At 62.4% G+C, this 16,940-nt stretch carries 18 protein-coding genes and 1 pseudogene; 8 read left to right on the top strand and 11 right to left on the bottom strand.

What is annotated here, in order from left to right; all coding sequences use genetic code 11:
* Positions 1 to 13 precede the first annotated feature (13 nt).
* Together msrA and B5E41_RS11500 are read left to right on the top strand one after the other, a co-directional pair.
* The gene (gene msrA, locus B5E41_RS11505; protein ID WP_088393649.1) at positions 14 to 523 is read left to right on the top strand and encodes a peptide-methionine (S)-S-oxide reductase MsrA; all 510 of its coding nucleotides are present in this window, start codon (positions 14 to 16) and stop codon (positions 521 to 523) included.
* Between the two features lie 81 nt (positions 524 to 604).
* Positions 605 to 1,396, top strand: coding sequence for a class I SAM-dependent methyltransferase (locus tag B5E41_RS11500; RefSeq protein WP_088393647.1), 792 nt, complete (start codon positions 605 to 607; stop codon positions 1,394 to 1,396).
* On the opposite strand, the gene B5E41_RS11495 is transcribed toward B5E41_RS11500, so the two are convergent.
* Genes B5E41_RS11495 through B5E41_RS11470 form a run of 6 tightly spaced genes read right to left on the bottom strand, consistent with a single transcriptional unit; the run spans position 1,390 to position 8,621 of the window.
* Positions 1,390 to 2,679: an amidohydrolase family protein gene (locus tag B5E41_RS11495; protein WP_088393645.1), complete on the bottom strand. Its 1,290-nt coding sequence runs from the start codon at positions 2,677 to 2,679 to the stop codon at positions 1,390 to 1,392. The two genes, B5E41_RS11500 and B5E41_RS11495, sit on opposite strands and share 7 nt — an antisense overlap.
* A gap of 25 nt (positions 2,680 to 2,704) precedes the next feature.
* The gene (locus tag B5E41_RS11490) at positions 2,705 to 3,649 is read right to left on the bottom strand and encodes an ABC transporter permease (protein WP_088393643.1); all 945 of its coding nucleotides are present in this window, start codon (positions 3,647 to 3,649) and stop codon (positions 2,705 to 2,707) included.
* Positions 3,646 to 4,695, bottom strand: a complete 1,050-nt coding sequence (locus tag B5E41_RS11485) for an ABC transporter permease (protein WP_088393641.1) — start codon at positions 4,693 to 4,695, stop codon at positions 3,646 to 3,648. Before B5E41_RS11485 ends, B5E41_RS11490 begins: the two co-directional genes overlap by 4 nt.
* Positions 4,685 to 6,217 (bottom strand): ABC transporter ATP-binding protein, encoded by a 1,533-nt coding sequence (locus tag B5E41_RS11480; RefSeq protein WP_088393800.1) that lies wholly within the window; start codon positions 6,215 to 6,217, stop codon positions 4,685 to 4,687. Before B5E41_RS11480 ends, B5E41_RS11485 begins: the two co-directional genes overlap by 11 nt.
* Positions 6,214 to 7,626 carry an amidase gene (locus B5E41_RS11475; protein ID WP_088393639.1) on the bottom strand — a complete coding sequence of 471 codons (1,413 nt, stop codon included), beginning with the start codon at positions 7,624 to 7,626 and terminating at the stop codon, positions 6,214 to 6,216. Before B5E41_RS11475 ends, B5E41_RS11480 begins: the two co-directional genes overlap by 4 nt.
* 8 nt (positions 7,627 to 7,634) lie before the next feature.
* Positions 7,635 to 8,621: a BMP family protein gene (locus B5E41_RS11470; protein ID WP_088393636.1), complete on the bottom strand. Its 987-nt coding sequence runs from the start codon at positions 8,619 to 8,621 to the stop codon at positions 7,635 to 7,637.
* Positions 8,622 to 8,800: 179 nt separating this feature from the next.
* Between B5E41_RS11470 and B5E41_RS11465 the strand changes: the two genes are divergently transcribed.
* From B5E41_RS11465 to B5E41_RS11455, 3 genes are read left to right on the top strand one after another with little or no spacing between them, the layout of a single operon-like run.
* The gene (locus B5E41_RS11465) at positions 8,801 to 9,430 is read left to right on the top strand and encodes a CDP-alcohol phosphatidyltransferase family protein (protein WP_088393634.1); all 630 of its coding nucleotides are present in this window, start codon (positions 8,801 to 8,803) and stop codon (positions 9,428 to 9,430) included.
* Positions 9,427 to 10,047, top strand: coding sequence for a lysophospholipid acyltransferase family protein (locus B5E41_RS11460; protein ID WP_088393632.1), 621 nt, complete (start codon positions 9,427 to 9,429; stop codon positions 10,045 to 10,047). The genes B5E41_RS11465 and B5E41_RS11460 overlap by 4 nt, the downstream gene beginning before the upstream one ends.
* A complete protein-coding gene (locus B5E41_RS11455) occupies positions 10,044 to 10,973 on the top strand; it encodes a phosphatidate cytidylyltransferase (RefSeq protein WP_088393630.1) in 930 nt (309 codons plus the stop codon). Before B5E41_RS11460 ends, B5E41_RS11455 begins: the two co-directional genes overlap by 4 nt.
* Before the next feature lie 18 nt (positions 10,974 to 10,991).
* Here the strand turns inward: B5E41_RS11455 and B5E41_RS11450 are convergent, their stop codons facing one another.
* The 3 genes from B5E41_RS11450 to B5E41_RS11440 form a co-directional block, all read right to left on the bottom strand.
* A complete protein-coding gene (locus tag B5E41_RS11450) occupies positions 10,992 to 11,315 on the bottom strand; it encodes a chaperone modulator CbpM (protein ID WP_088393628.1) in 324 nt (107 codons plus the stop codon).
* Positions 11,316 to 11,317: 2 nt separating this feature from the next.
* The gene (locus tag B5E41_RS11445) at positions 11,318 to 12,232 is read right to left on the bottom strand and encodes a DnaJ C-terminal domain-containing protein (RefSeq protein ID WP_088393626.1); all 915 of its coding nucleotides are present in this window, start codon (positions 12,230 to 12,232) and stop codon (positions 11,318 to 11,320) included.
* 130 nt (positions 12,233 to 12,362) lie between these two features.
* A complete protein-coding gene (locus B5E41_RS11440) occupies positions 12,363 to 12,830 on the bottom strand; it encodes a universal stress protein (protein ID WP_088393624.1) in 468 nt (155 codons plus the stop codon).
* Positions 12,831 to 13,037: 207 nt separating this feature from the next.
* Between B5E41_RS11440 and B5E41_RS11435 the strand changes: the two genes are divergently transcribed.
* Complete coding sequence (locus B5E41_RS11435) at positions 13,038 to 13,898, top strand: NAD(P)-dependent oxidoreductase (RefSeq protein ID WP_088393622.1); 861 nt, start codon at positions 13,038 to 13,040, stop codon at positions 13,896 to 13,898.
* 66 nt (positions 13,899 to 13,964) lie between these two features.
* Here the strand turns inward: B5E41_RS11435 and B5E41_RS11430 are convergent.
* Positions 13,965 to 14,151, bottom strand: a pseudogene (locus B5E41_RS11430) (phosphoenolpyruvate hydrolase family protein); the annotation flags it as partial.
* Here B5E41_RS11430 and B5E41_RS11425 point away from each other — a divergent pair.
* Together B5E41_RS11425 and yghU are read left to right on the top strand one after the other, a co-directional pair.
* Positions 14,123 to 14,299, top strand: coding sequence for a hypothetical protein (locus tag B5E41_RS11425; RefSeq protein WP_245303082.1), 177 nt, complete (start codon positions 14,123 to 14,125; stop codon positions 14,297 to 14,299). The pseudogene B5E41_RS11430 and the gene B5E41_RS11425 sit on opposite strands and share 29 nt — an antisense overlap.
* A 155-nt stretch (positions 14,300 to 14,454) precedes the next feature.
* On the top strand, positions 14,455 to 15,330 hold the full coding sequence (yghU, locus tag B5E41_RS11420) for a glutathione-dependent disulfide-bond oxidoreductase (protein WP_088393620.1): 876 nt from the start codon (positions 14,455 to 14,457) through the stop codon (positions 15,328 to 15,330).
* 84 nt (positions 15,331 to 15,414) lie between these two features.
* Here yghU and B5E41_RS11415 read toward each other — a convergent pair whose 3' ends face one another.
* Positions 15,415 to 16,929 (bottom strand): ABC transporter substrate-binding protein, encoded by a 1,515-nt coding sequence (locus B5E41_RS11415; RefSeq protein WP_088393618.1) that lies wholly within the window; start codon positions 16,927 to 16,929, stop codon positions 15,415 to 15,417.
* Positions 16,930 to 16,940: the final 11 nt, after the last annotated feature.

Genomic DNA, 16,940 nt, shown 5'->3' with positions numbered 1-16,940 from the left:
AGGAGACCCTCCAATGACCGAAGAACGTGCAGTGCTCGCCGGCGGTTGCTTCTGGGGCATGCAGGACCTCATCCGCCGCTACAAGGGCGTGATTTCGACCCGCGTCGGCTATACCGGCGGCGATGTGCCGAATGCCACTTACCGCAACCACGGGACCCATGCCGAGGCGATCGAGATCATCTTCGACCCCGCCCGGATCAGCTACCGCGAAATCCTCGAATTCTTCTTCCAGATCCACGATCCGACCACGCGCAACCGCCAGGGCAACGACGTCGGAACGAGCTATCGCTCGGCGATCTTCTACGTCAGCCCGGAGCAGGAGCGCGTCGCCAGGGATACGATCGCCGATGTCGACGCATCCGGCCTGTGGCCCGGCAAGGTCGTCACCGAAGTCGTGCCGGTGAGCGATTTCTGGGAGGCCGAGCCCGAGCACCAGGATTATCTGGAGCGGATCCCAAACGGCTATACCTGCCACTTCGTCCGGCCCGGCTGGAAACTGCCGACCCGCCAGAAGATCGCCTAATACCGCTCATGGATGCCGGGAGCAACTCCGGCATTCTCATCAAACCGATGATCGAAGCTCACGCGAAGCAGAGTCAGTGTCATGGCGTTTGATCGTGCCGATTTTTACGATGCAGAATTGGCGCGCCATAACCGGCACCTTCGGGATGCTGCCGATGTCGGCGCGGATGACCGGGTGCTCGATATCGGCTGCGGTGCGGGGCAGACGACGCGTGAAGCCGCCCGCGCCGCGTCTCAAGGAGAAGCGGTCGGTGTGGATATTTCCGTAGAGATGCTCCAGATCGCAAGGCGACGGAGCGCTGCGGAGGGTTTGCGAAATGTGGTGTTCGAGCAGGCAGACGCACAATTCCACGCCTTTCCGGCTGCCAGTTTCGACCTCTGCATCAGCCGGTTCGGCGTGATGTTTTTTGCCGATCCGGCAGCCGCCTTTGCCAACATCGGTCGGGCTATGCGTCCGGGCGCGCGCCTTGTGTGGATGGTGTGGCAAAGCGCGGAGCGCAACGAGTGGTCCGGCGCCATCCGCCGAGCCTTGGCGGCCCCGATTGCGGTTTCTACGGATACTCCCGATCCCTTTTCGCTCAGTGATCCCGCTGTTGCGACCAACCTTATGCGCGCAGCAGGCTTTGCCTCGATTGACTTTATCGACGTGCGAGAGCCGGTCTTCTATGGACCAGATGTCAATGCGGCGTCTGATGCGCTCGCCGGCCTTTATCTTGTGAAGGACGCGCTTGCGCATACCGGTGAACCGCCCGGCAAAGCGCTGCAGCGACTGCGCGATTTGCTGGGGGCGCATATGACGCCGGAGGGGGTGTTCTTCGACTCCCGCGCCTGGATCATCACAGCTCGCCGAGAAGGCGTCGATACGTCTCAATAGCAGGGTGCGTAATCCAAGCCACCGTCGATCCGGGCCGGGCGACCGTCCAGGAAAAGCTCGCCGATGCGCGGCGCCGAGCGGGCGACGACCTTGCCGCGGCGGATCACCGCCAGCCGGTTCGGCTTCAGCCGCAGCGCCTCCAGCGGGTCGCGCGCCTGGAGGATGACCAGATCGGCATTGCATCCTTTTTCGAGACCGTAGCCTTCAAGGCCCATCGTCCTCGCCGAGTTGACGGTCAGGGCATCAAAGATCTTTTTCTTGTCCTCGATCCCGGCCATCTGCGCGACATGGATCGCCATGTGGCCAACCTCCAGCATGTCGCCGGATCCCATCGAATACCACGGGTCCATGACGCAATCGTGCCCGAAGGAGACGTTGAGCCCGGCATCCATCAGCTCACGCACGCGGGTCATGCCGCGGCGTTTCGGATAGGTATCGTGCCGGCCCTGCAGCATGATGTTGATCAGCGGATTAGGGATCACATTGATCTCCGCCTCGGCCATCAGCGGGATGAGCTTGGAAACATAATAATTGTCCATAGAATGCATCGAGGTCAGATGCGAGCCGGCGACACGTCCCTGCAGGCCGAAGCGGATGGTTTCGGCTGCCAGCGTTTCGATATGGCGCGACAGCGGATCGTCTGTCTCGTCGCAGTGCATGTCGACCGGCAGACCTCGATCGGCGGCGATGCGGCAGAGCGCCTCGACCGAAGCCGTTCCGTCGCCCATCGTCCGTTCGAAGTGCGGAATGCCGCCGACGATGTCGACTCCCATGTCGAGAGCCCGGTTGAGCGCATCGATCGCGCCCGGGGAACGGTAATAACCGTCCTGCGGGAAGGCAACCAGTTGCAGATCGATATAGGGCGCGACCCTTTCGCGGGCTTCGATCATCGCCTCGACGGTCACCAGTCTGGGATCACTCGTATCGACATGGCTGCGGATGAAAAGCAGGCCTTGCGTAACCGCCAGATCGCAATAGCGCAGCGCGCGGTCGACCAATTCCTCCTTCGTCACGATCGGGCGCAACTCCCCCCAGAGCGCGATGCCCTCGAGCAATGTGCCGGAGACGTTCATCCGCGGCAGCCCGAGCGACAGAGTGGCGTCCATATGGAAATGCGGATCGACGAAGGGCGGGCTCACCAGCCTGCCCGTTGCGTCGATTTCCTCTGCCGCCTGCGCCTGCAGATTGCGCTCGACGGCGACGATCCTGCCGCCCTCGATACCGATATCGATTCCGCTTCGGCCATCGGGGAGATTTGCGTTTCTGACGATCAGATCAAACATCGGAACCTCGTTTGAAAGGGCGCCTTCACCGCTCGCCGCGGCGATAGGGCTGCATCAACGCCTGCGGGACGCGGGCGCGGCGGGCCATGATGGCAAGAGCGGCAATGGAAAGGATATAGGGCGTCATCAGGAAGAGCTGATAGGGTACAAGTCCGCTTAACGCCGTTTGCAGCCGAAGCTGGAAGGCATCGAAGAAGGCGAAGAGCAGGGCGCCGAACAGCGCGCGGCCCGGCCGCCAGGAGGCGAACACGACAAGCGCAATGCAGATCCAGCCCCGCCCCTGTACCATGGTCGGAAAGAAGCTGTTGAACGCCGACAATGTCAGGAACGCGCCGCCCATTCCCATCAGCGCGCTGCCGATGATGACTGCACCGTATCGCACCTTCATCGGATTGACTCCCTGGGCTTCGGCTGCATGCGGATTTTCACCGGTCATGCGGATCGCGAGCCCCACAGGAGTTCGGAAGATGATGTAGGCCATCAGCAGAGCAATCACGATCGCAAGATAGGTCGGCACCGTCTGCGTAAAGAAGGCCGGGCCGATGAAAGGCAGCGTCGAGAGACCGGGAATGGCGATCGGCTGGAACGGCACAATGGTGGGCGGCGTATTGGCAAGCGGCACGATCAGCCGGAAGACATAATAGCTGAAGCTGGAGGCAAAGAGCGTGACGCCGAGGCCGGAGACGTGCTGGGACAGGCCGAGCGTCACCGTCAGCGACGCGTGCAGCAGGCCGAACATGCCGCCGGCGACCGCCGCGATCAGCAGGCCTGTCCAGAGATCGGCACCATGATAGACGGACAGCCAACCGATCATCGCGCCGAAGGTCATGATGCCTTCGATGCCGAGATTGAGCACGCCGGCCCGTTCGGAGAGCAGGGCTCCGAGCGTGCCGAAGATCAGCGGTGTGGCGATCCGCAGGATTGCCGCCCAAAGGCCGGTGGAGGCGATGATATCGAACAACTGCGTCATCGTCTTATCCTGTATTGGGTGAAGAACAATGCTATCAGCATCGTCAGCAGCGAGAGCGCCACGGTGACGTCGGCAATATAGGTCGGGATACCGAGACCCCGGCTCATGCCGTCGGCGCCGACGAACATCGTGGCCGTGAAAATGGCGGCGAAAACGACGCCGAGCGGATTGAGGTTGGCGAGCATGGCGACGACGATACCGGCGTAGCCGAAGCCGGGCGATAGGTCGGTCGTCACGTAACCCTTGACGCCCATCACTTCAATTGCTCCCGCAAGCCCTGCAAGCCCACCGGAGAGACAGGCAACCTTCACCAGTGTTCTTCCGAGCGGCACACCAGCAAAAACCGCACCGGCAGGGTTAAGGCCGGCGGCGCGTGACTGCATGCCAAATACGGTGCGGGACTGGACGAAGTGGACGAGGACCGCCAGGGCGATCGCGATCGCAAAACCGATATGCAGGCGCGAGCGGGCGATCAGCTTCGGCAGCATGGCGTGGTCGCTGACGGATTGCGACTGCGGCCAGCCGAAGGCGAGTGGATCCTTGAGAACGCCGTCTATGAGCATCGAGACGAATAGCACGGCGATGAAATTCAGGAGCAGGCTGGTGACGACCTCATCGACGGAAAAGCTCAGCCGGAGCCACAGCGGAACCAGGATCAGCACCATGCCGGCGATGGCGCCGATCAGCAGCAGCAGCGGAATGAGAATGGGTGCGGGAAGATTGCCCAGCAGTTTCGCGCTTGCCGCCGCAACGGCGATTGCGCCGAGATAGAACTGGCCCTCGGCGCCGATATTCCACAGCCGCGCCCGGAAAGCGACGGCGGCGGCAAGTCCGGTCAGCATCAGCGGCGTCGCCCGCGTCAGCGTTTCGGTCGCCGAAAGCCGCGAGCCGAAGGCGCCGGTCAGGATGCGCCAATAGGCATCGAGAACAGGTGCGCCGGCGATCGAGATTAAGATGCCCGCCAGTGCAAGCGCCGCGATCACGGCGAGGACCGGCGTCACGATCAGCAGGTAAAGCGGGCGGTGCTCGCGGCGCTCAAATCGCATGACCGGCCTCGCGGGTCTCTTGCCATTCGCCGGCCATCATCAGCCCCAGCTTGCGGGCATCGGCGCCGTCGGCGTCGATGGGCGGCGACAGACGGCCGCCAACGATCGCCTGTATGCGATCTGCGAGCGCGATCACCTCGTCAAGATCCTCCGAGATCAGCAGCACGGCGGTCCCCTGCCGGCGGGCTTCGAGCAGACGCGCATACACGGCGGCAACGGCGCCTTCGTCGAGGCCGCGCGCAGGCTGCGCCGCGATCAGGATGCGCGGTCGCCGATAGAGACTGCGCCCGAGAATAAGCTTCTGCACGTTGCCGCCGGAAAGCAGCCGGGTGCGAATGGCCGGGCCGCCGCCGCGAACGTCGAAGCCGTCGATGATCTCCCTGGCGAAAGCCATGCCGGCCTTGCGGTTGACGAGACCGCGGCGCGAGAAGGCCGGCGAGGCGATACGCTCCAGCGCGGCGTTTTCCCAAATCGCCATTTCTCCGATCACGCCCTCGTGGTTGCGGTCCTCGGGAATGCGCCCGATACCAGCTTCGACGACATCGGCGACGCCAAGATTGCCGACCACTTCGCCGAACAGGCTGAGGTCGCCGCTGCTGCGCGCCAGCGTGCCGGAAAGAAGATGCGCCAGTGCCGCCTGGCCGTTGCCTGAGACGCCGATAATGCCGAGGATCTCACCCTGATGCAGCCGGAAGCTGATCGATTTCAGACGATCGATGCCGCCGGTTCGTACGGTCACGCCTGAGGCCTCGAGTGCAACGGCGCCGGGCACCGACGGTTCGCGCACGGGCCGCATCACGCGGTGTCCGACCATCAGCTCGGCGAGTTCCGCCTTGCTGGTCTCCGACGCCCGGCGCTCGGCGACCATCTTGCCTGCGCGCAGCACCACGATGCGATCGGCCGCCGCCATCACTTCGTCGAGCTTATGCGAGATGAAGATCAGCGATAGGCCCTGGCGGGTCATTTCCTTCAGGGTCGCAAACAGCCGCTCGGCTTCGATGTTGGTCAGCACCGCCGTCGGCTCGTCGAGGATCAGGATGCGGGCATCATTGTAGAGCGCCTTGAGGATTTCAACCCGTTGCTGCTCGCCGACCGAAAGGTCGCCAAGACGGGCATCCGGATCAACTTGCAGGCCGAAGCGCTCCGAAATCGCCAGGAGTTTCTTCCGCGCCGCCGATGTTGCCGATCGCCAGGACCAAAGGCCTTCCGTGCCGGTCATGACATTTTCGAGAACGGTCAGATTGGGCGCGAGCGAGAAATGCTGATGCACCATGCCGACGCCGGCGCGGATCGCCGCGCGCGGCTTGCCCTGCGGCACCTCGGCGCCCTCGATCAGAATTCGGCCGGCATCCGGCACGTAGTGGCCGAAAAGGATGCTCATCAGCGTGGTCTTGCCCGCGCCGTTCTCGCCGAGCAGGGCGACGACCTCGCCTTTGGCGAGCGTCATGGAAATATCGTCATTGGCAAGATTGGCGCCGAAGCGTTTGCTGACGCCGACAATTTCCAGAACAGGCCCGGTCATGACGGCAACCCCGCCACCGGAAAACGCTGCTGCCATCGCCCCTCGGCCTCCAGGCGCGCCGCCAGCGACAGAAGCCGCGGCTCGTCACCCATCAGCATCATGAGCTGCACCGGCAGCGGCATAGCGTGCTCATCCTCTCCGAAAGGCAGCGTCAAAGCAGGAAAACCCGAAATATTGGCAAGGCAGGCAAGCGGCGCAAACGCGGTCATTCGCTCCAGATGCAAATCGGTGTCGGCATGATCGGACGGAAAGGAGCCGATCGCAAGAGGCGCCGAGGCGAGCATCGGCATCAGGATGCAGTCGACCTTGTCGAACAGCGCCCAGACGGCGTGGCTCACCAGGACCGCATCGTTCAGCGTTTTCCAAAGTTCGGTCGCCGCAAGCGCTCGTCCGCGCATCACGAAAGCCCGCGTCAGGGGCTCGGCCCTGCTTTCCTCGACGGCTGCCGCCTCGATGAGCGCGGCGAGGTTGACGGAAACGATATCGGCAAAGGCACGGCCGCTGGCGGCGACGCTCCATTCGAAGTCCGCCCAGGCCAACGGAACGATGACGTGCCCGTCCCTCTCGAGCACACGCGCCGCTTCCTCGACAGCTGCTAGGCGATTGCCTTCAGTGGGGTAGGCCTGCCCGGTATCGGTCAACAAGCCGATCCGCAGACGGCCGGTGTTCAAATTGGTGGGAGAGGGATCCGGGACGGGACCGCGTGCATTGCCGCTCAGCCGGTCGAAAATCAGCGCCGTATCCCGCACCGAGCGGCAGACCGCAAGTTCGCTGGCAATGCCGGCAAGATGATTGCCGAAAGATGGCCCACCAGGGATGGCGCCGCGGGTCGGCTTCATCCCGACCAAGCCGCAGCAGGCGGCAGGCACGCGGATCGAGCCGCCGGCGTCGGTGGCATGGGCAATCGCAATGATCCCGGCGGCAACCGCTGCCGCCGCACCGCCAGACGAGCCGCCGGCGGTGCGCGTGGGATCGAGCGGGTTGCGACAGACAGGTCCGATCGCCGGTTCGCTGGCAAGCGAAAGGCCGAATTCGGGGCTCGTTGTCAGGCCGAATAGACAGAAGCCGGCATCGCGGAACCGCGAAGCGAGATCGGAATCGGCTTCGCCGCCCCTTCTCTCGAAAAGACGGGAACCGGCCGTTACCGGCAGTCCGCGGAAGGGACCGCCAAGATCCTTCGCCAAGGTCGGCACGCCGGCAAAGGGCCGCGCCAAAAAATACTCGGGCGCGCGCTGCCGCTCCCGGTCGCAGGCCTGCGCCGCGGCGAGGCCCAAGGCGCCGTCGAGATAGGCGATCGCGCCGAGCGGCTGATGCCGCGCGGCGGCCTCGAGGGAGATCTGCATCGCTTCTGCAGCGCTCAAGCTGCCATGCCTGATCGCTGCCGCCAATTCCGTCGCGTCGCCCAGCATCAGCCGAACTACTTCGGCTCTTCCATCATCTTCGGAACCTCGAAGGTGCCGGCCTTGATCTCCGCCCGCTTGGCTTCCATCGCCGCCTCCGCCTCGGCAGGCGCAACACCCTTGACGAAGACGATATCGCTGCCGCCTTCCTTCATCAGGCCGTAGGACGTGTAGTTCCTACCGACCGGTTTGCCGGCAGCGACGTCGGCAATCGCGGCATTGAGGATCGGGCGGAAATACCACATGGCATTGGCAAACACCGTATCGGGATAACGCGGCGTGTAATCGATCAGCGAGCCGATCGACTTGATGCCGCGTTCCTTGGCGGCATCGGCCGTGCCGATGCGCTCGCCGAACAGGATGTCGGCGCCGGCGTCGATTTGGGCAAGACCGGCCTCGCGGGCCTTCGGCGGATCGAAGAAGGTGCCGATGAACGAGACCAGGTGTTTGGCGTCGGGGTTGACGGCCTTGACGCCCGCGGCAAAGGCGTTGATCAGCATGTTGACCTCGGGGATCGGGATGGCGCCGACCGAACCGACGACGTTCGACTTGGTCATCTTGCCCGCAAGCATGCCGGCCAGATAGGCGCCGTCGTGGTTCCAGGTGCCGAAGACACCGAAATTGTCGCCGGCCTGCTCGCCGCTCGAACCCAATACGAAAGCGGTATCCGGGTAATCGGCCGCGACTTGCCGGGCCTCCTTCTCCACTGCATAGGCCTCGCCGATAATCAGCTTGTTGCCCTGTTCGGCATATTCGCGCATGGCGCGGGGATAATCTGTGCCGGAGACGCCTTCGGAGAAGACATATTCGATGACGCCGTCCTTGGCCGCGTCCTGGAGGGCCTTGTGCAGACAGGAGTTCCAGGCATTTTCAACCGGTGAGGCATGGATGCCGGCAACTTTCAGGGGCGCAGCCGCCCTTGCGAGCGGCGCGAAGCCACTGACGCCAAGCGCAATGCCCGACGCGATCACTGCCCGGCGTGAAATCAGCATGTCCTTGGTCATTGATTGTTCCCCTTTTTACCATCTGGTTCAAAAATCATAGTAGCGCCCAAAAAGGTGTCAAGCAGAGAACCAGCTTAAAAATCAGGCTGATGGCCGCCGCGACCGGCAGAAGGAACGAGGGCTTGGCGCAACGACATTGGCAGGATATGCATTAGAATATGGGGTCGGGGGAAATGAGGATGGGTGAAGAAGAGGACGCCACGCGGCGACCGATCGCGAGCCGGTCGTCGTCCTGGGCGATTGGCTTGAGCGCATGGCTGGCGCGCAGTGGCGTGACACCGAACAGCATTTCGCTTTTCTCGATCGTCTTTGCCGGCCTCGGTGCGGCACTCATCCTGTTCTCGACACATCCGATCGCCATGATCGGCGCGGCAATCTCGGTGCAACTGCGGCTCGTTTGCAACTTGCTGGACGGGATGGTCGCCATCGAAGGCGGCAAAAAAACCAAGAGCGGGCCGATCTACAACGAATTCCCTGACCGGGTCGCCGACAGCCTGCTGCTTGTCGCCGCCGGTTATGCCTGCGGCATTCCCTCCATCGGCTGGCTGTCGGCGTTGCTCGCCGCACTCACCGCCTATATCAGGGTCTTCGGAGGAGCGGTCGGTCTGCCTCAGGATTTCAGCGGCATCATGGCCAAGCAACGCCGCATGGCGGTGTTGACGACGGGCCTCCTCACCCAGAGCTTGGAGATGCTGATATCGCCCAGCCGTTGGTCGCTGCTCATCGCCTCCGCCATCATCGCGGCCGGCAGCCTCGTCACCTGCATTACACGTATGACGAGACTTGCCCGCTCACTGGAGAGACTATGATCGCGCTCATCCGTCGTCTTCTCGTGCTGTTCGTCCGTATTGTGGTCGGCGCCCGAAGCGAATGGCGGGGCTGCACCCCCGATCCGACCCGCCGCATTTATTTCGCCAATCACAACAGCCATGTCGATACCGTCGCCGTCATGGCCGCCCTGCCGTGGCAGGTGCGCCGGCTGACCCATCCGGTCGCGGCCCGCGATTATTGGGGAACCAACGCCTTTCTCCGTTTCATCGCGGAAAAAGGCCTGCGTGCTGTCCTGATAGACCGCAAGCCTCTGCCCGACAGCAATCCGCTGGCGCCGGTCGAGCGCCTGCTCGAGGAGGGGCGTTCGGTCCTGATCTTTCCGGAAGGAACGAGAAGCTCCAGTGACGAGATCGCTCCGTTCCGCAGCGGCATCTATCGCCTTGCTTGCCGTTTTCCCGATGTCGACCTCGTGCCGATTCATCTCGACAACCTTCAGCGCATCCTGCCGAAGGGAAGCATGCTGATCGTCCCGATCACCTGCACGGCGCGGTTCGGCAAGCCGCTGCGCGTCGAACCGGGCGAGGAAAAGGGTGCGTTCCTAGTCCGCGCCCGCGCTGCGGTCATCGAGCTCGCCGACGGAGGCCCCGCCGCATGACCAGCTTTTTCTCCATCGTGCTGGCCGCGATCCTCGGCCTGCTCGCCGTCGCGTCGGCCATCGGCTTCATCCTTCAACGGCGCGCAACCGAGCCCGGCTCCGTCGCCACCGTCCACAACCTCAATGCCCGTATCCGCTCCTGGTGGATCATGGTCGGGGTCTTCGGCGGCGCGATCCTGCTCGGCGATACGGCGACGGTCATTCTGTTCGCATTCCTATCCTTCATGGCGCTTCGCGAGTTCTGGACGTTGACACCCTCACGGCGCGGCGATCACCAGGCGCTCTTCCTGTCCTTCTTCGTGGTCCTGCCGCTTCACTACGTGTTGCTCGGAACGGCGTGGTATGGCCTCTTTTCGATCTTCATCCCCGTCTATGCCTTCCTGATCCTGCCGGCGGTGGCGACCCTGACGGGGGACGTCAGCGAATTCCTGGCGCGCACCGCAAGAGTGCAATGGGGCTTGATGCTGACGGTCTATTCGATCAGCCATGCCCCCGCGCTCCTCATGCTGCAGACCGGCACACCCTCGGCGCCTCTTCTCGTCTATCTGGTTATCGTCGTCCAGCTCAGCGATGTCTTCCAGTATGTCTGGGGCAAGCTTCTGGGAAAACATCGCTTCTCGCCGAACATCAGCCCGTCGAAAACGCTCGAAGGCCTCATCGGCGGCGGCGCCTCTGCCATCCTTCTGGGAACGTTGCTCTATCGTCTGACGCCGTTCTCGCCGCTGCAGGCGGCGGCCGTGAGCACGGTCATCGTTGTCGCGGGCTTCTTCGGCGGCTTCGTGCTCTCGGCGATCAAACGCGATCTCAATGCCAAGGACTGGGGCTATGTGATCGAGGGCCATGGCGGCGTGCTCGACCGCCTGGATTCCATCACATTCTCAGCACCGTTGTTCTTCCACATCGTCCGCTATTGGTTCACGACATAGGCGCGACGCGCGGTCGTGTTAAGACCGATCGAGATCCTCCAGGCTCTCGAACAGCCGGCGCCGAACATCGCGCTCCTGCCTGCCGATGGCGGTCATCAACTTATCCATTGTTCCGCGCAGACCGTGCAACTCGTCCACCAGTTCCATGACAATATCGACGCCGGCTTCGTTGACGCCCATATCACCCATCAGGTCCAGAATGAGCCTCGCGCGGGCGACGTCGGCGTCGCGAAACCGTCGCTGCCCACTCGACGTCTCCGGGATCAGCCAGCCCTGTTCGACCCAGAAATCGAGCTGGACGACATCGATTTTCAAGCAAAGACGGAATTCGAGATCATCCATGATCAGGCCTCCATGTTCTTCCTCGGATCGTATGGATGTGCGGCCGCCCATTCCTCCACCAGAGACGTGAGCCGGTTGTCGGGGCGATCGGGCAATACGATCTTCAGCGAGACATAGACGTCACCGTGCCCGCCGCCGCGTTTGGGAACACCCTTGCCTTTGAGACGCAGCACTTTGCCGGTGTTGGAATGCGGCGGCAGCGTCAGACTGACAGGTCCGGACGGCGTCGGTGCGCGAACCTTGCCGCCGAGCACCGCTTCGCTGAGCGAAATCGGCAGCTCCAGGCGGATGTCGTCGCCGTCACGCGTGAAGAAGCGATGCGGCCGCACGCGGATTTCGATCAGCGCATCGCCCGCTGGCCCGCCCCCGATGCCCGGCTCACCCTTGCCGCGCAGCCGCAAGGTCTGGCCGTCGCGGGTTCCCGGCGGGATCTGCACCTCGAGCGCGGGGCCATTGGGAAACTTGACCTCGGTTTTGGCGCCGTTGACGGCCTCGAGGAAATCGACCTCCATGGAGAACCGCCGATCCTGACCCTGGCTGCGCGACCGGCCACCGCCGGTGCGGCGTGAAAAGAAGCTCGCAAAGATGTCATCGGCATCGCCGAAATCGGCGAAGCCGGCGCTGTTGTGATAGGGATCGTTGGGACCGCTTGCCGAGGCATATTCGCGATAATAGTTGCGCTGGGCCCGCTCGGCGCCCGACATATCGATCTCGCCGCGGTCGAAGCGGCCGCGCTTTTCCTCATCGCTCAAAATCTCGTAGGCTGTCGAAATTTCCTTGAACCTTTCCTCGGCGTGTTTGTCGCCGGGGTTGAGGTCGGGGTGAAGTTTCTTGGCGAGCTTGCGGAAGGCGCTCTGAATATCCTTCTGCGTCGCATCCCGCTTCACGCCCAGAAGCTCATAGGGATCCTGGCTCATGCATATCTCCGGTCGGGCAGTGAATACTGCTGGTTGGGTTGGGATTGATATAGGTTGCCGGGCCGCCGCAGGGGAGGGGGTGGTCAAACCTCAAGAAACCAGTCGTGCATGATCAGCGGAGCTCGCAGGATCAGAGCGAAGCGACGTCTTCTGTTTGAGCCGCAGAGTCTTCACCGGCATGGTCGCGGCGCCGGTCGATGAGAACCGAGCACTCTGCATGGCGCACGACCTTCTCGACGATCGAGGAGAAGACATAGTCGGTGATATCGGGCACGTGGGATGACAGCAGGATGAGATCGGCCGACCTCTCCCTGGCGGTCGACACCAGCAGCGAGGCGGCAACGCCGATGCGAACCTCGATCATCGCCCGGATGTCCAGCTCCTTGCACAGCGACGCAAGTTTGCGTTCGGCGTCGATAATGGCAGCCGTCTCGAATTCCTCGGGGATCTCGGTCAGGTGGTGGCGCGGGATATTTTCGAGGACGTGCATGACGACGATCGTTCCGCCTTCGTCCACCAGCGCCGCAGCCCGGTGCAGCAGACGCTTGGCGGTCTGTCTCGAGCCCATGCCGATGCAGCAGATGATCGTGCGATACATTGAAATCAATATCCTCGAATGCGAGTCATTTCCCTGATCATAGCGCTATCGACAGCGCCTGCTTTGACTAAAGTCAAGCCGGACTGCCGCCGGCATATGGCAACTATCGCCCGCCTCAAGACGAGAATTCAGCCGCATTGTCGCAGTTGACGACCGTCCCATCGGCGGTAGCTCTCATGCGGTGCCGTCACAACATCGAGGTTTCAGATGCCGAACTTTGCTATTATCGGAGCGGGCGCAATGGGAAGCGCAGTCGCCAAACGGTTGATCGAGCATGGCGCTACGGTGCTGACTTGCCTCGAGGGCCGAAGCGAGCAGACGATCGTGCGAGCCAAGACAGCCGGCATGGTGCCGGTTGGCCGCGAGGAGCTGACCGAGGCCGAGCTGATCCTGTCGATCGTTCCGCCGGCTGAGGCAATGAAGGTCGCCGAACTGGTTGCGGACATATCGGCTAAGACGCCGGCGCCACCCTTCATCGACCTCAATGCGATTGCACCCAAGACGATGCAGGCGCTTGCGGCCCGATTCGACGGCAGCGGGATGACGGTGCTGGACGGCGCCATCATCGGCGGACCTCCGGTTGCCGGCAAATCAGGGCCGACCATCTATATCAGTGGCGATGCGGCCGAGCGAAGCAGACTGCTCGAAGATTGCGGCTTGCAGGTCCGCAGGCTCGATGGATCGCTCGGCGCCGCTTCAGCGCTGAAGATGTGTTATGCCGGCATCAACAAGGGTTTTATCGGTCTCGGCGCTGCGATGCTGCTTGCCGCTTCCCGCTCGGGCGCGGCCGAAAGCCTGAAGGCCGAACTCGCCGAAAGCCTTCCCGATGTCGACAGGAAGCTGTCGAAATCCATTCCCGACATGTATCCGAAGGCCTATCGATGGGTTGCCGAAATGCGGGAGATCGCCGATTTCCTCGGAGAGGACGATCCGGCGGCAACTATTTTTCAGGGCATGGCTGATCTTTTCTCCAGGCTGGCAGCGGACGTGGAAGGCAGCCGCACACTCGTCAGGCAGTTGGACGAGATCCAAACACCCTCCGATACCGGCGCGATGGTCATGCCATAGTTCCCCCTCTTCGCCGGTGCCCTACCAGAGGCGCCGGTAGCTGGCGTGCGGCCGTTCCGAGCGTGCTTATATTTTCGCGAAGTCCTCGACCTGCGCCCGGATCGCGACCTCGGTCGGCAGACGTTCCATCGAACTGGCGCTATAAAAGCTGTCCTTGCAGCGGGCAGGCACATAGGCCGCATCCGCAGGCATGGCGATCGGGCCCGCCATGGCAGAGCACGATAATGTCGTCGCGCACGGACCTCGCGCCCTTTATCGGCTCGAAGCTGGCGATGCTATCCGCATTCCCCGCAATATCCGTCACCGGGCGCGCGCTCGGCACCGAACCGCCCTTCGCCCTGATCATGTTCTCCTCCGGCACGCGGACGGCGGTCAATCATGAAGGCGAGGGCACAGCCTGAACCGGCCGTTTTGCTCGACTTTGCCAAGGCTCTGACGATTGCGTGAAGCCGCCCCGATAGCTGTGACAAAACCTCACCGCCTCTGCTATGTCAGGAAAAATGCGGCGACCCAACCGGCGTCGCGCTCTGTCTGATCGATGCCAGGAGTTTGAAAGATGAGCGGTACCTCCGACTATATCCCCCCGAAGGTCTGGACTTGGAACAAGGCGAATGGCGGCCAATTCGCCAACATCAACCGGCCGATAGCAGGACCGACACATGAGAAGGAGCTTCCGATCGGCCGCCACCCGCTGCAGCTTTATTCGCTCGGAACGCCAAACGGCCAGAAGGTCACGATCATGCTCGAGGAACTGCTGGCCCTTGGCCATAGCGGCGCGGAGTACGACGCCTGGCTGATCAGGATCGGCGAGGGCGACCAGTTCGGCAGCGGCTTTGTCGCCGTCAATCCCAATTCCAAGATCCCGGCGCTGATGGACCGCAGCGGCCCGAAGCCGATCCGCGTCTTCGAGTCCGGCGCCATTCTCACCTATCTCGCCGAAAAATTCGGCGCCTTCCTGCCGACCGAGCCGGCCGAACGCGCCGAATGCCTGTCCTGGCTGTTCTGGCAGATGGGAAGTGCACCCTATCTCGGCGGCGGCTTCGGCCATTTCTACGCCTATGCGCCTGTTAAGATCGAATATGCGATCGATCGCTTCGCCATGGAAGTGAAGCGTCAGCTCGACGTGCTCGATCGCCGCCTTGCCGAAAGCGAGTATCTGGCAGGCAGCCAATATACGATCGCCGATATTGCCGTCTGGCCCTGGTATGGCGGACTGGTCAAGGGCTGGACCTACGGAGCGGCCGAGTTCCTGCAGGTCGAGGACTATAAGAACGTGCTGCGCTGGGCCGACGCTATCCACAGCCGGCCGGCGGTTCAACGCGGCCGGATGGTCAACCGTCTCTCCGGCGAACCCTCGACGCAATTGCACGAGCGCCACGACGCCAGCGACTTCGAGACCAGGACGCAGGACAAGCTGGCGGCTGCCGAGTAAGCAAGCCGCATCAGCTACGTGTCGCAGCAATAAATCAGGCTCCGCCGCCTTCACGGCGGCGGAGCGCTTGCGAACTGCCGGACCTCAGTTCTTGACCGTATCTTCCAGGAAGAAACGGCCGAGCGGGTTCTGGTGGAAGTTGTCGATATTCTTGCGCGAGACGTTGATATACGGGCTGTAATAGAGGTCGATCCAGTTGACGTCTTCCTTCGCCATCTTCTGCAGATCGACATACATCTCTTCGCGCTTCTTCGGATCGAGTTCGAGACGCGCCTTGGCGACCAGTTCCTTCACCGCCTCGTTCTTATAGTTGGTCAGATAGTTGTTATTGGAATCATGGCCGAGAACGAAGGTGGTCTTCTGGTCCGGATCGAGAATGTCGTTGGTCCAGTAGTTGACCGAGATGTCGTAATCGCCGGCAACGGTCATGTCCCATTCCTGGCTCGGATCGATCTTCTGCAGGTTGGCGGTTATGCCAGCCTTCTGCAACTGCTGCTGGACCAGGACCGCCGTCTGTTCGTCGACTTCGTCGCCCGCGCGCACGAGGTAATTCAGCGTCAGATCGGACGCTCCGGCCGCCGCCAGCATCTCCTTGGCCTTCGCGGGATCGTAGGGCCGCTGCAGATTGTCGGCGAAATGAAAGAGAGCTCCCTTGGGAATGTAGGAATTGGCGACAGTTCCCTGGCCGAAGGTCACGGCATCAACAATCGCCTTCTTGTCGATGGCCATATCGAGCGCCTGACGGACTTCCTTCTTGCCGAGCGCACCATGCCCGTGATTGATCAGCAGATGGTCCTCTCGCGTCGAAGCATCGATGTCGACATTGAGATTGGGATCCTTTTTCAGCTCTTCGACGCGGGAGAAGGGAACAAAAATCGCCGCATCCAACTCACCGGCCTGAACGTTCAGCATCCGGGTGTTGTCGTCAGGAACGGAGATCCATTCGACGCCATCGAGCTTGACACGGTCGGCCTGCCAGAAGTTGGGGTTCTTCTTCAGGATCACCCGGTCGCCGCGCCGCCATTCGTCAATCACGAAGGCGCCGGATGCGATCGGCTTCTCGCCGTAGGCCTCGGCACCCAGCGATTCTATGCCCTTTTTGGAGATGACCGAAGCATTGGGCAGCGCAAGGGTCGAGAGAAAGGGCGCAGACGGGTTCTTGAGCTTGATCGTCAGCGTATGCGCGTCGGTCGCGATCGCCGTTTCGATCACCTTGTAGGAATCGCTCCAGAGCGAAGCAGGGTCGTCGCGAATCCGCAGCAGGCTGTAGGCCGCGTCTTCTGCCGTCAGCGGCGAACCGTCGGAAAATTTCGTGTCGCGAATCTTGAACGTGTAGGTCAGGCCGTCATCCGAGGCCGTCCAGCTTTCGGCAAGACCGGGCTCCAGCTTCGTGCCTGTCTTGTCGACGCGGATCAGCACGTCGTAGACGTTAGAGAATACCCAATTGTCGATGTTCTGGGCAGTTTTGATCGGATCGAACGTCGTCGAATCCTCGCGGCGGCCGATGGTGAGCACACCGGCGGCCTCGGCATAGCTTGCGCTGAGCGTCAGGCCGGCGAGCAAGGCTGCGAGCCCGATTGATTTCCACCTGTTTGTCATGAGTTCGTTCC

The sequence above is a fragment of the Rhizobium esperanzae genome (genome assembly GCF_002204185.1).
GTDB classification, from domain to species: Bacteria; Pseudomonadota; Alphaproteobacteria; order Rhizobiales; family Rhizobiaceae; genus Rhizobium; species Rhizobium esperanzae.
Note: the sequence above shows the minus strand (reverse complement) of the source record. Positions and strands in the feature narration are given on the sequence as shown.